Origin of the sequence: Mixta sp., from assembly GCF_024610815.1 — a bacterium.
Classification (GTDB): domain Bacteria; phylum Pseudomonadota; class Gammaproteobacteria; order Enterobacterales; family Enterobacteriaceae; genus Mixta; species Mixta calida.
In genome coordinates this window covers 1-13299 of record NZ_JANION010000172.1, presented here as the reverse complement: position 1 = coordinate 13299, position 13299 = coordinate 1, and the positions used below count along the sequence as shown (strand labels likewise).

The 13299-nt window shown below is 57.3% G+C and carries 13 protein-coding genes; 5 read left to right on the top strand and 8 right to left on the bottom strand.

Annotated features, from left to right (window positions below; genetic code table 11):
* Window positions 1-325 precede the first annotated feature (325 nt).
* The 3 genes from MYY08_RS12920 to yobA are packed head-to-tail and all read right to left on the bottom strand — an operon-like array spanning window position 326 to window position 1973.
* Window positions 326-667 (bottom strand): YebY family protein, encoded by a 342-nt coding sequence (locus tag MYY08_RS12920; RefSeq protein WP_038625678.1) that lies wholly within the window; start codon window positions 665-667, stop codon window positions 326-328.
* Between the two features lie 50 nt (window positions 668-717).
* A complete protein-coding gene (gene copD, locus MYY08_RS12915; RefSeq protein WP_038625676.1) occupies window positions 718-1593 on the bottom strand; it encodes a copper homeostasis membrane protein CopD in 876 nt (291 codons plus the stop codon).
* A 2-nt stretch (window positions 1594-1595) separates the two neighbouring features.
* Window positions 1596-1973 carry a CopC domain-containing protein YobA gene (gene yobA / locus MYY08_RS12910; protein ID WP_052133887.1) on the bottom strand — a complete coding sequence of 126 codons (378 nt, stop codon included), beginning with the start codon at window positions 1971-1973 and terminating at the stop codon, window positions 1596-1598.
* A gap of 117 nt (window positions 1974-2090) precedes the next feature.
* Between yobA and MYY08_RS12905 the strand changes: the two genes are divergently transcribed.
* Both MYY08_RS12905 and exoX read left to right on the top strand, forming a co-directional pair.
* A complete protein-coding gene (locus MYY08_RS12905; RefSeq protein WP_038625673.1) occupies window positions 2091-2318 on the top strand; it encodes a DNA polymerase III subunit theta in 228 nt (75 codons plus the stop codon).
* A 27-nt stretch (window positions 2319-2345) separates the two neighbouring features.
* Entirely contained in the window at window positions 2346-3017 is a 672-nt protein-coding gene (gene exoX, locus MYY08_RS12900) for an exodeoxyribonuclease X (RefSeq protein WP_038625671.1), read from the top strand.
* Here the strand turns inward: exoX and MYY08_RS12895 are convergent.
* The 3 genes from MYY08_RS12895 to MYY08_RS12885 form a co-directional block, all read right to left on the bottom strand.
* Window positions 3014-5077: a prolyl oligopeptidase family serine peptidase gene (locus MYY08_RS12895; RefSeq protein WP_038625669.1), complete on the bottom strand. Its 2064-nt coding sequence runs from the start codon at window positions 5075-5077 to the stop codon at window positions 3014-3016. The genes exoX and MYY08_RS12895 overlap by 4 nt on opposite strands.
* Before the next feature lie 127 nt (window positions 5078-5204).
* A complete protein-coding gene (locus MYY08_RS12890; protein ID WP_038625668.1) occupies window positions 5205-5876 on the bottom strand; it encodes a tellurite resistance TerB family protein in 672 nt (223 codons plus the stop codon).
* 300 nt (window positions 5877-6176) lie between these two features.
* Entirely contained in the window at window positions 6177-6491 is a 315-nt protein-coding gene (locus tag MYY08_RS12885) for a YebG family protein (protein ID WP_038625666.1), read from the bottom strand.
* Window positions 6492-6626: 135 nt separating this feature from the next.
* On the opposite strand from MYY08_RS12885, the gene purT reads away from it, so the two are divergent.
* The gene (purT, locus tag MYY08_RS12880) at window positions 6627-7805 is read left to right on the top strand and encodes a formate-dependent phosphoribosylglycinamide formyltransferase (RefSeq protein WP_288014483.1); all 1179 of its coding nucleotides are present in this window, start codon (window positions 6627-6629) and stop codon (window positions 7803-7805) included.
* Between the two features lie 39 nt (window positions 7806-7844).
* On the opposite strand, the gene MYY08_RS12875 is transcribed toward purT, so the two are convergent.
* Window positions 7845-8483, bottom strand: coding sequence for a bifunctional 4-hydroxy-2-oxoglutarate aldolase/2-dehydro-3-deoxy-phosphogluconate aldolase (locus tag MYY08_RS12875; protein WP_038625662.1), 639 nt, complete (start codon window positions 8481-8483; stop codon window positions 7845-7847).
* 210 nt (window positions 8484-8693) lie between these two features.
* Entirely contained in the window at window positions 8694-10169 is a 1476-nt protein-coding gene (zwf, locus tag MYY08_RS12870; protein ID WP_038625660.1) for a glucose-6-phosphate dehydrogenase, read from the bottom strand.
* Between the two features lie 359 nt (window positions 10170-10528).
* Between zwf and MYY08_RS12865 the strand changes: the two genes are divergently transcribed.
* Both MYY08_RS12865 and pyk read left to right on the top strand, forming a co-directional pair.
* Complete coding sequence (locus tag MYY08_RS12865) at window positions 10529-11401, top strand: MurR/RpiR family transcriptional regulator (RefSeq protein ID WP_038625659.1); 873 nt, start codon at window positions 10529-10531, stop codon at window positions 11399-11401.
* A gap of 296 nt (window positions 11402-11697) precedes the next feature.
* Window positions 11698-13140 (top strand): pyruvate kinase, encoded by a 1443-nt coding sequence (pyk, locus tag MYY08_RS12860; RefSeq protein ID WP_084970057.1) that lies wholly within the window; start codon window positions 11698-11700, stop codon window positions 13138-13140.
* The last annotated feature ends 159 nt before the right edge of the window (window positions 13141-13299 follow it).

Below are 13299 nucleotides of genomic sequence, written 5' to 3'. Positions count from 1 at the left end.
GGTAACAGGATCATGATTAAATGACTGATTTTTCACTAACTTACTGTTTATAAACTATAAACAAAAAAAGACCGAATACGATTCCTATATTCGGTCCAGGGAAATGGCTCTTTAAGAGCCGTGCGCTAAAAGTTGGCATTGATGCAGGCGATGTCGCCTTGCCTTTTAAAGCGTAGAACAGTCGTGTGGATTTTCCAGCCGGATGTAACCAGGCTGCAAAGAAGAGTTGAACTCTGTGAAGTTAACGGCAGAACTGTAAGAGAGGACTATCGCTTAGCGCCATTATTGACTATAGAAGACGGCGCGGCAGGCCGCGCCGATGGTATTAATTGCAGAGTTTTTCCGCACGATCGATTATGGGTTGCAGGCTGGCCTTCTGCCCCGGATGTTGCGGATCGTCGTTTTGGATAACGGCGACAGGCTGAGCCTTAGCCTGGCCCGACGCCACTTTCTGCGCCGCTTTATCATTCAGCGGATATTGCATCAGGGTGCTGGGGTTAATGGCAAACAGCGCATGCTCTTTCGTACAGGTAAGCATCACCTCTTCACGGTTGAACGGCCATTTATCTTTGCCGATCTCAAAACGACTAACCGTGATCACTTCCGACGCCGCCAGCGCGTTGGCGCAGCATCCCATCGCCAGTACCAATCCGATGATTTTCTTCATTGCGTTACCTTATTGTCTTGCTCGTGCCCAAAGCTCAGGGCTTTCTGTTATTACGGCTGCAGCGTGGCGAAAAAACTGACTAAAAAGACCACCAACGCCGCAGTCAGTACTTCAAACTGCGTTGCGCGCACAAACCACTGCTGCGCCCTGCCATCCGGCCGTTGAAAACGCGGCACCAGCCAGTAGCGGTTAAACAACGCGGTAAAAACCATTAACGCCACCAGCCCGACTTTCATCAACAGCAGCAGCCGATAATTATTCTCCACTGGCCAGGGCCAGCCGACAATCAGTGCGGTATTAATCACGCCGCTGACCAGGGTCAGCGCCACGGCCAGATGTCCATAGCGCGAAAAACGCATCATGGCGCGTATCGCATCGCCGCGCAACGCCGACTGACGCGCATCGCGCATCAACCACAGCAGCGGCAGCAGGCCGCCGGTCCAGAACGCGGCGCCTGTAAGATGCACCGCATGGTTAAGACGTTGCAACGTCCCGCACCAGCCGCTTAACATCGCCGCGTGTCCCACCAGCGTCAGACCGCAGAGCTGAGCCAGGCCGCACAGCAGCAGCAAACGCTGACGCCAGACGCCGCGCATCGCCAGGCTCAGACAGGCCAGCAGCGCGAACAGCAGCTGGATGCGCCAGGCCTGGCCGAAGCCGGTATGCAGCACGGCGCGCCAGATGGCGGGCTGAACGATATTATGTCCGTCGCCGCTCATCAGGCCGGTCTGTAGCGCCAGCATCGCCACCGCACTCAGCAAAGCCAGCAACGTACTGACGACCAGCACTGGCATCAGGCGTCGGCTGAGCAGAGGCCGATAGCGGCGCGGCGCCAGCAGCGCGCTGTAGAAGGCGCTGCCGGACAACAGCATCAACGCGCTGAAGTGCAGCCAACGGCAGAAAATATAGAGCGATTCCAGCGTCATGGTTACTTCACGCTGAAAGTGTAGCTTCCTTTGGTTTTATGACCATCGACCGACAGCACATGCCAGTTAACCTGGTAGCTGCCGCCCGGAAGCGGTTTCTCCAGCGGCACGATCAGCTGGTTATGCTGCTGCGGCGCGCGTTCCACTTCGGCGGTCGGCATTACCTGCTGGCCTGCGCCAAGGATTGTTACGCCGCTGAACGCGGGCTCGATATCTTCCGAGAAGGTTAGCGTCAACGCCTGCGGAGACGCTTCAACGTTGGCATTCGCTGCGGGATATTGTGATTTCAGATGGGCATGGGCCAACGCAGCCGGAGAAAAGGCGACCGCCAGTACCAGGAGGGCTGCGCCAGGTAAAGCAGAGATGCGGTTTTTCAACATGATTTCATCCTGTAAACTATCGTGGTTGTCACCGACGAGGCCGCAGCATACTCTCCGTACCGGGAGCTGTCGAGGCAATAACGGCGACTGCGTCGTGCTTATACAGAGGAGCAAAAAATGAGTAACAATCTGGCAACACTGTCGCAGGAAGAGAAGGATAAAGTGAACGTCGATTTAGCCGCAGCGGGCGTCGCGTTTAAAGAACGTTACAATATGCCGGTGGTGGCAGAAATCGTCGAACGCGAGCAGCCGGAAGCGCTGCGCGACTGGTTCCGTCAGCGCCTGATGCATCACCGACAGGCATCCCTTAATCTCTCCCGCCTGCCCTGGGAACCGAAGAAATAACAGTGCGCCCATGCGCTAAGAGGCTTTATGCTACGCGTTATTGATACTGAAACCTGCGGTCTGCAGGGCGGTATCGTTGAGATCGCTTCCGTCGACGTGATTGACGGACAAATCGTCAATCCCATGAGCGATCTGGTCTGTCCCGACCGCCCTATCAGCCGTCAGGCGATGGCGGTACACCGCATTACCGAAGCGATGGTGGCCGATAAGCCGCCAATTGAGGCATTGATCCATCGCTATCACGGCAGCCCCTACTACGTCGCCCATAACGCCAGCTTCGATCGTCGCATGCTGCCGGAAATGCATGGCGAATGGATCTGCACCATGAAACTGGCGCGTCAGCTCTGGCCGGGTCTGCGCTACGGAAACCAGGCGCTGCGCGAGCATCTGAAGCTGGAGGTGACAACGCCCGCCGATCTTCATGCGCACCGCGCGCTGTACGACTGCTACGTCACCGCCGCGCTGCTGATCCGCATTATGGAAACCTCCGGCTGGGACGCGCCGCGCATGGCGGGCGTCGTGAGCGCCCCGACCGCTGCCGGGCAGGATGTAATGCCCTTCGGCAAATATCGCGGACGCGCCATCGCTGAGGTAGCGAAACGCGACCCCGGCTACCTGCGCTGGATGCTGAATTCTATCCCGGATCTGAAACCTGCCCTGCGCACTGCGCTGCAAAAGCAGGTTAATCAGGAGGATTAGTAGCCGCTGCCGCTGTGCAGCGTGCCCTGTGCCAGGCCGATGATAAAGGCGAACTCCAGCGAGACGCCCTCATAGGATTTAAAGCGGCCCGATTTGCCGCCGTGACCGGAATCCATATCGGTACAGAGCAGCAGCAGGTTCTCATCCTTTTTCTGGTCGCGCAGCTTCGCTACCCACTTGGCCGGCTCCCAGTACTGCACTTGCGAATCATGCAGCCCGGTCGTCACCAGCATATGCGGATAGTGATTTTCACTCACGTTGTCGTAAGGGCTGTACTGCTTCATATAGTGATAGTACTGCGGATCGTTAGGGTTGCCCCACTCATCATATTCGCCGGTGGTCAGCGGAATGGTCTCATCCAGCATGGTGGTTACCACATCGACAAACGGCACCTGCGCCACCACGCCGTGAAAACGATCGGGCTGCTGGTTGATGACCGCGCCCATCAGCAGGCCGCCCGCACTGCCGCCCATGGCGTACAGCCGCTGCGGATCGCCGTAGCCCTGCTGCACCAGCGCGTCAGTTACGTCCAGAAAATCGTTGAAGGTGTTCATCTTGTTCAGCAGACGGCCATCGTCGTACCACTGCTGCCCTAACTCGCCGCCGCCGCGCACATGCACCAGCGCATAGATAAAACCGCGATCGAGCAGACTGAGTCGGCTGGAGCTGAAGTCCGCGTCCATAATCGAGCCGTAAGAGCCGTAGCCGTATACCAGCATAGGGTTTTTACCCGGCTGATAGTGCTGGCGGTGATAAACCAGCGATACCGGCACCTCGACGCCGTCGCGCGCTTTAATCCACAAATGCTCGCTTTTGTAGTTGGCGGAATCGAAGCCGTTAATCTGCGTCTGCTTCAGCACGCGCCGCTCGCCGGTATCCATATCCAGTTCAAACAGCGTGGTGGGCGTGGTCATGGAGGAGTAGCCGTAGCGCAGCTTGCTGGTCTCCGGCGAGGCGTTAAAGGCAAGCCAGGTCACATAGGCGGGATCGTCGAAGGCGATGCCGAAGGTTTCGCCGGTGCGCCAGCAGATCTGCCGCAGGCTGGAAAGCCCGCGCTGGCGCTCTTCCACCACCAGCCAGTCGCGGAACAGCTGGAAATCCTCCATCACCACATGATCGCGCGGCGCGATAATGGTTTCCCAGCGCGACTCATCCAGATAGCTGGTGCGGTAGAGACCGAAGTTTTTGCCGTCGCGGTTAGATCGCAACCAGAAACGGTGATCGTAGTGGTCGAGCGTATATTCATGCCCTTTGCGGCGCGGCACGAACACCCGCGGACGCGCATCGGCATACTCCGCGTCAAGCAGATGAATTTCTGTAGTCGTCGTGCTGTGCAGCGCGATGAGAACAAAATGCTCCGAGGTGGTTTTATGCACGCTGAGGTAAAAGGTATCGTCTTTTTCCTCATAGACCAGTTCGTCATCCCGCTGCGGCGTGCCGACATTGTGCCGCCACACCTGATAAGGCAGCAGCGTCTGCTTATCTTTACGCACGTAATAGAGCGTTTTTGAGTCATTCACCCAGGCAAAGCTGGGCGAGACGTTCTCCAGCACTTCCGGGTACCAGTTGCCGGTCTCCAGATTGCGAAAGCGGATGCCATACTGACGGCGTGAAAGAAAATCTTCCGCCAGCGCCATAATGCGGTTGTCCGGGCTGATATCCAGCGCGCCCATAGTATAGAACTCGCTGTGTGCGGCGCGCTGGTTGGCGTCGAGCAGCGTCTCCCACTCGTCCGGCGTCCCGGTGTCCGCTGGCTGGCGCAGGTAGATGGCGTATTCGTTGCCCGCTTCATAACGGCTTTGATAGCGGTAGCCGTTTTTCACATAAGGCACGCTGTAGTCCTGCTGCGATATGCGCCCGACCATCTCTTTTAACAGGCGATCCTGCAGGGCCTTCTGCGACAGCATGACCTTATGACCGTAGTCATTTTCCGCGTGTAGATAGTCGAGCACTTCTGGATCTTCGCGCTGATCGTCGCGCAGCCAGTAGTAATTATCGACGCGAGTATCGCCATGCAGCGTCATCTCATGGGCAACTTTTTTTGCTTTTGGTGGCATCATAACGGTTACTGTTTCCAGACAAACATCCATTAAGGGTGGCAGCTAAGGCCATGATTGCCAAGCGGTGAGCGGTAAAAACCAGCATGCAGCCTGTCGCCAGGCGGCGTCAGGCCTTAACTTAAGGAAATCAGGAAGGCAGTTTCTCTTTTTCCTGACGGATATCTTTTTCAATCTCTTCGCGTACGTCCGCCGGAATTTTCAGCGCGTCGCCCAGCTCTTTCAGATAGCTGCGCTCCATAAAATGATCGACATCGATCGTCGCGCAGCTGAGAAAGTAGAGTTCCAGCGCCTCTTCTTCGTTTTTAACGCCCTGCGCCAGCCAGTGCGGATCGAGCGGACGATTGATCGCCTGCTGAATCAGCGCTTCTGCCTGTTCACCATAGCCCGCCTGATGGATATTTTGCTCAATCGCCTTACGCTCCTCACCATCAATATGGCCGTCGCTTTTAGCGGCGAAGACCAGTGCGGTGATCAGACGCTCAGCCCGCTGATCGACCGGCGTCGCCTGCTGGCCAAACTGCGGCTCATCCTGATGCGCTTCACGCACGCGCTGTTTGTATTTGTTCCACAACAGGGTACCCGCCGCCGCGCCGCCGCCGATAATCAGCGCGTTTTTGCCATATTTCGCCAGTAAGTTGCGCGAGGTCTTGCTGGATATCAGCAGTCCCGCCAGGCTGCCAAGCGCGCCGGGCGCCAGCATTTTATTTAAGGCTTCGCTGCCGCCCTGCGCTTTCGCGCCTGCGTTGCCGAGGTTCTTGTTGCCTAACATTTGTTGAAGTTGCTGCAGCCAGTTACTCATAGTCTCTCCTTTCGCAATGTGCGTCATAGTCTGAAGTACCGGACGTCAAGAAGCGTAAGCGGAAGCAAACAGATGAAAACGCCGCGTCGGAGAACCGGCGCGGCGTCAGGCCGGGCAGACAAGATAAGAATATGGCGGACGCGATGCCGCCTGTTCAGTCGACAATCAAAGCGTCGCCTGAAACGATACGGACACACAATAAAAACGCGACCGCAGCTTTGCCTGACCAGCGGAGAGCCCCGCTCTGCTCAACTTCTTCTGAACAAAGTGTGGCTGATATTCGTCAGGCTGCAATATTGATCAGGCCGCCTTAACGGCGCGCATCTTTTTACTGCTTTCTGCATCAGCCGCTTTCGGCACGGCATTATCGGACTGCGCCTCCGGCAGTTTACTGGTGCGCAGAATATGCTGAACCGCATCTTTCTGCTCGGCGAGGAACAGACCCAGATTTTCAAACTGCGCTTCATCCAGCGGCAGTTCGCTCTGCAACAGCCAGTCAGTAAAGGCCTCCGCCATATCGAGCATCTTGTCGTATGCGTCTGCTTCTTTCTTGCTGGCAAATGTCATTTTTTCTTCACCTTTTCTGACCACTACAAATTTGGTTTCAACAGCCATGACTCACCTCGATTACTGTATTTTTATACAGTATAGCAGGCCAAATTTTCAGATCAAGCTTTCCTGACGGCTGCGTACGCAAACGTTTTCGTATATACTGCGCGCGTTTTTCTTCCTCACTTTCAGGTAGGTACTATGACGACTCTTGGAACAGCGCTGCGTCCGGGCGCGACGCGCGTAATGCTGTTAGGCTCCGGCGAATTGGGTAAAGAAGTGGCGATTGAATGTCAGCGGCTGGGCGTAGAGGTTATCGCCGTCGATCGCTACGCCGATGCGCCCGCCATGCACGTCGCGCATCGCAGCCATGTGATCAATATGCTGGACGGCGAAGCGCTGAAAACATTGATCGCCCAGGAGCGTCCCGATTATGTGGTGCCTGAAATCGAAGCGATCGCCACCGATACGCTGATCGCCCTGGAGCAGCAGGGGCAGCGCGTGGTGCCTAATGCGCGCGCCGCGCGTCTGACCATGAACCGCGAAGGCATTCGTCGCCTTGCGGCGGAAACGCTGGCGCTGCCGACCTCCTCCTATCGCTTCGCCGACAGTCAGGCGTCATTTATCGCGGCGGTGGAAGAGATCGGTTTTCCCTGCATCGTCAAGCCGGTAATGAGCTCCTCCGGCAAAGGGCAGAGCTTTATCCGTGAGGCGGCGCAGCTGCAACAGGCGTGGGACTATGCGCAACAGGGCGGCCGCGCCGGCGCCGGAAAAGTAATTGTCGAAGGAGTAGTGAAATTCGATTTTGAGATCACTCTGCTCACCATCAGTGCCGTTGACGGCATTCATTTCTGCGCGCCGATAGGCCACCGTCAGGAAGATGGCGACTACCGCGAATCCTGGCAGCCGCAGCAGATGAGCCCGCTGGCGTTACAGCGCGCTCAGGAGGTTGCGGAAAAAGTGGTGACGGCGCTAGGCGGTTTCGGCCTCTTTGGCGTAGAGCTGTTTGTCTGCGGCGATGAGGTGATATTCAGCGAAGTGTCGCCGCGCCCGCACGACACCGGCATGGTGACGTTGATCTCGCAGGATATGTCTGAGTTTGCGCTGCATGTGCGCGCCTTCCTGGGTCTGCCCGTTGGCGCGGTGCGTCAGTATGGCCCGGCCGCCTCCGCCGTGATCCTTCCAGCGCTCAGCAGCAACAACGTCAGCTTCGGCAACGTTGAGCAGGCGCTGGGCGCGGGCTTGCAGCTGCGGCTGTTCGGCAAGCCGGACGTGGACGGTAAACGTCGGATGGGCGTCGCGCTGGCAGCCGGAGAGAGTACGGAAGAGGCGGTAGCGCGTGCGGTTGCCGCCGCTGCCGCCGTAGAGGTCAGCGGCTAAGGCTGCCGGCTCTCCCATGGCGGGAGAGACGGTGATGACTTAACGCGCGCCAGCGACGGCTTCGCGCGCCAGTTCAGTAATGCGCTGATAGTCGCCGGAAGCCAGCGCATCGTTCGGCACCAGCCAGGAACCGCCGATGCAGAGCACGCTTTTCAGCGCCAGGTAGTCGCGGTAATTTTTCGGCGAAATGCCGCCGGTCGGACAGAAGCGCACCTGTGGGAAAGGCCCGGCGATCGCCTGCAATGCCTTTACTCCGCCATTGGCTTCCGCCGGGAAGAATTTAAACTCGCGCAGGCCATATTGCATCCCGGTCATCAGTTCAGAAACGGTGCTGATGCCGGGAATAAGCGGAACGGTGCCTTCTACCGCCGCCTGCAGCAGCGGCTCGGTGATGCCGGGGCTGATAACAAACTGGGCGCCTGCGGCGGTCACTTCCGCCAGCTGCTGGGTATTGATCACCGTTCCGGCGCCAACGATGGCGTCCGGCACTTCCTGAATGATCGCCTTCAGCGCATCCATTGCCACCGGCGTGCGCAAGGTTACTTCCAGCACGCGTACGCCGCCCGCCACCAGCGCTTTAGCCATCGGCACCGCATGCGCCAGATCGTTGACCACAATCACCGGCACCACTGGGCCTGTTGTCAGAATCGCCTCGGCGCTTGTTTTCCAGTTTTTCATCGTTCTACTCTCCTGTCAGGCCAGCGAACCCATCCGACCACTGGCAATAATGGCGCGCATCCGCGCAGCAAAGAAAACGCTCAATACCATACCCGATTTTATTCGCGGTCGTCCACGCCCTTTAACGTTTTTTGAAACTGCGGTTCAATTTTCTATGCATCCGCTTCAGCGCGAAAAAAAGCCCGCATTTCGCGGGCTTAGTTGTTGTGCTTATTCAAACTCGTTCCAGGAACGGCCGTCGCGCGTGATCATGGCGACAGAGGCGACCGGCCCCCAGGTGCCTGCCTGATACGGCTTCGGCGCCTCGTTGTCGGCGGCCCAGGCGTCAATAATGGAATCGACCCACGTCCATGCCGCTTCCACCTCGTCGCGGCGCACGAACAGCGCCTGAATGCCGCGCATGCTTTCCAGCAGCAGGCGCTCATAGGCATCCGCCAGGTGAGACTGGTTAAAGGTCTCGGAGTAGCTCAGGTCAAGCTTGGTGGTTTGTAGGTTGTGTTTGTGATCGAGGCCCGGCACTTTGTTCAGGATTTCGATATCCACCCCTTCGTCCGGCTGCAGGCGAATGGTCAGCTTGTTCTGCGGCAGCTCTTGCCAGGATTCTTTAAACAGGTTCATTTCCGGGTTTTTGAAGTAGACCACCACTTCAGAACACTTGGTCGGCAGACGCTTGCCGGTGCGCAAGTAGAACGGCACGCCCGCCCAGCGCCAGTTGTCGATATCGACGCGGATAGAAACGAAAGTTTCCGTATTGCTGGCTTTGTTGGCGCCCTCTTCTTCCAGGTAGCCCGGCACTTTTTTGCCCTGCACAAAGCCGGCAGTGTACTGGCCGCGCACGGTTTTTTCGCGCACGTTGGTATGGTCGATGCGGCGCAGCGAACGCAGCACTTTGACTTTTTCATCGCGAATGCTGTCGGCGCTGAGATCGGACGGCGGTGACATAGCGATCATGGTCAGCACCTGCAACAGGTGATTCTGGATCATATCGCGCATCTGACCCGCTTTATCAAAGTATCCCCAGCGGCCTTCGATGCCCACTTCTTCCGCGACGGTGATCTGTACGTGGTCGATAGTGCGGTTGTCCCAGTTGTTGGCGAACAGCGAGTTGGCGAAACGCAGCGCCAGCAGGTTCAGCACCGTTTCTTTACCCAGGTAATGGTCAATGCGGAACACCTGGCACTCTTCGAAATATTCACCGACCTGGTCGTTGATTTCCTGCGACGTTTCCAGCGAGGTGCCGAGCGGTTTTTCCATCACCACGCGCGCCGGTTTAGCGTTCAGCTTCGCCTGGCCGAGGCCTTTGCAGATAGCGCCGAAGGTGCTGGGCGGCATAGCGAAATAGTTGATGGTGACGCGGTTTTTTTGATCGAGCATTTTGCCCAGACGCGTAAAGTGCGTCGTATCGTTAACGTCCAGGTTGCAAAAATCGAGACGATTGCTGAGACGATCCCACAGCGCTTCGTCGATTTTCTCTTTCATGAAGGTTTCCAGCGCCTCACGCACCACTTTGGTGTAGGCCGCCTTGTCCCATTCCGCACGTCCGACGCCGATAATACGGGTCTGCTCATGGATCTGCCCGGCCTTTTCCAACTGATACAGGGAAGGCAGCAGTTTCCGGCGCGCCAGATCGCCTTTGGCGCCAAAAATGACCAGATCGCATGCCTGGGCTGTTTGTGTTACCGCCATTCTTATCTCCTCGTTGCAGGATGAGTTGAGCCAAAAATTCCCGACAGGCTCAGCTCTTATTGTAATTTTCTTTCAGCACAATGTACTGTGTTTAACCGGCGCGGGTAAACCGGCGCCCGCCTCTTTTGCCATAACCGGTTACTTTAGCGACGCCATGGTCCAATAGCGCGTCGTTTTCACCCCACTTTTCTTATGGCTTTCCTTCGGTGAAAATCAGACACAGCTCATATTCTGGCAAAAAACGTCAGGATGCGTTTTACCTGCGCTGCCATGTTGCTGTCGCGACACGGTATATTCTCAGTAAATGACCATCGGATGCACCTGTAAATGAAATCGACGGAAGTGATGAGCGTAATCAAATGAACAACATGCTGGAGAGAATTCACACGCAGCTTCCCCACCTCAGCAAATCTGAACGTAAAGTCGCCGAAGCGATCCTCGCCGCGCCGCAAAACGCCATCCGCTCCAGCATCGCCCAGCTGGCCAGTCGCGCAGGCGTCAGCGATCCCACGGTAAACCGCTTCTGCCACCGCATGCAGACTAAAGGCTTTCCCGATTTCAAACTACAGCTGGCGCAGTGCCTGGCGACCGGCACGCCCTGGGTCAGCCGCCATATCGACGAAAATGACGCAGTGGATATCTACGCCGATAAAATTTTTCATTCGGCGCTGGCTGGTCTTGAGCAGGTGCGTCAGCGACTGGATATGTCGGCGATACAGCGCGCCGTCGAACTGCTGGCGGCGGCGAAAAAGATCAGCTTTTTCGGGCTGGGCGCGTCAGCCGCCGTGGCGCATGACGCGATGAATAAATTCTTCCGCTTCAATGTGCCGGTGATCTATTCAGACGACGTGGTGATGCAGCGCATGAGCTGCATCAACAGCGGCGCGGAGGATGTGGTGGTGTTGATCTCTCATACCGGGCGCACCACATCGCTGACCGAGCTGGCGCAGCTGGCGCGCAAGAACGGCGCGACGGTGCTGGCGCTTACCGCCTCCGGCTCGCCGCTGGCGCGCGAAGCGACGTTGCTGCTGGCGCTGGACGTGGCGGAAGATATCGATATCACTATGCCGATGGTGTCGCGGATGGCGCAGCTGATGCTGATTGACGTGCTGGCCACCGGTTTCACGTTGCATCGCGGCGCCCACTTCCGCGACAATCTCCGGCGAGTGAAAGAGGCGCTCAAGGCCTCGCGGCTCGACAAGGAGATCGACGTCTTTTCCGCGCCGCGCTAGCCGTGCCCTGCCGTTCTGTATTCTGCGCTTCCGACGCCCTGTCACAGCGGCGCGCCGCTTAAATATTGTCTGTTATCAATGAAGTTTTTCTTCTATGTGCAGGAAGAGTGACTTTAGCAGCGGGTGTCAGTATTGTATTTGGCGAACAGATTATCTTCACTCGCCGCCGGGAAAATCGCGCGAATGAGAACAACAAAGAGGAAAGATTACTCGCGGCAAGCCGATAAATAATCATAACCAGAACATTCATGCTTACTCTGTGCATCACTCAGGTTTCTACACCTTAAGGAAAACCCATGACCCGACGTCTCAGAAGAACCAAGATCGTTACCACTTTAGGCCCTGCTACCGACCGCGATAACAACCTGGAAAAGATTATTGCCGCCGGGGCTAACGTAGTGCGACTGAACTTCTCACACGGCACGCCAGAGGATCATCAGCTGCGTGCGGATAAAGTACGCGACATCGCCGCCCGTCTGGGCCGCCACGTCGCCATCCTTGGCGACCTGCAGGGACCGAAAATCCGCGTGTCGACCTTTAAAGAAGGCAAAATTTTCCTCAGCGTCGGCGATCGTTTTCTGCTCGACGCCAGCCTGGGCAAGGGCGAAGGCGATAAAGAGAAAGTCGGCATCGATTATAAAGGCCTGCCGGAAGATGTGGTGCCGGGCGACGTGCTGCTGCTTGACGATGGCCGCGTTCAGCTAAAAGTGCTGGAAGTGCGCGACAGCAAAGTCTTTACCGAAGTCACGGTCGGCGGCCCGCTTTCCAATAATAAAGGCATCAACAAGCTGGGCGGCGGCCTTTCCGCCGAGGCGCTGACCGAAAAAGACAAAGCGGACATTCTCACCGCGGCGAAAATCGGCGTCGATTATCTGGCCGTCTCCTTCCCGCGCTGCGGCGAAGATCTCAATTACGCGCGCCGCCTGGCGCAGGAAGCAGGCAGCGATGCGAAAATCGTGGCGAAAGTGGAGCGCGCCGAAGCGGTCTCTACCCAGGCGGCGATGGATGACATTATCCTGGCGTCCGACGTGGTGATGGTGGCGCGTGGCGATCTGGGCGTGGAAATTGGCGACCCTGAACTGGTCGGCATCCAGAAGGCGCTGATCCGCCGCGCACGTCAGCTGAATCGCGCGGTGATTACCGCCACACAGATGATGGAATCGATGATCACCAATCCAATGCCGACGCGCGCCGAAGTCATGGACGTGGCGAACGCCGTACTGGACGGCACCGATGCGGTGATGCTCTCGGCGGAAACCGCCGCCGGTCAGTATCCGGCAGAAACCGTCAGCGCGATGGCGAAAGTCTGTCTTGGCGCGGAGAAAGTGCCCAGTATCAACGTCTCGAAGCACCGTCTGGAAGTGCAGTTCGATAACGTTGAAGAAGCGATTGCGATGTCGGCGATGTATGCCGCCAACCATTTACAGGGCGTCACGGCGATTATCACCATGACCGAATCAGGGCGCACCGCGTTGATGACTTCGCGCATCACCTCCGGCTTGCCGATCTTCGCGATGTCGCGTCACGAGCGTACGCTGAACCTGACGGCGCTCTATCGCGGCGTCACGCCGGTCTACTTCGACAGCAACAACGACGGCGTGGCCGCAGCGCACGATGCGATTAACCTGCTGCGCGACAAGGGTTTCCTGGTCTCCGGCGATCTGGTTATCGTTACCCAGGGCGACGTGATGGGCACCACCGGCACCACCAATACCAGCCGCGTGCTGCTGGTCGATTAACGCCTGCCGCCGCAAGCTTTCTTCTGCGGCGTTTTCGTTGACGCAATAAAAACGGCGCGCGATCGGTTCGCGCGTTTTTTCCTTCTTTTTTCTCCTTTTCAATGACCGCCTGCCGACAATCATTTCACTGCCCTGCTCCTTTTCCCTGCTGTTTGTAGT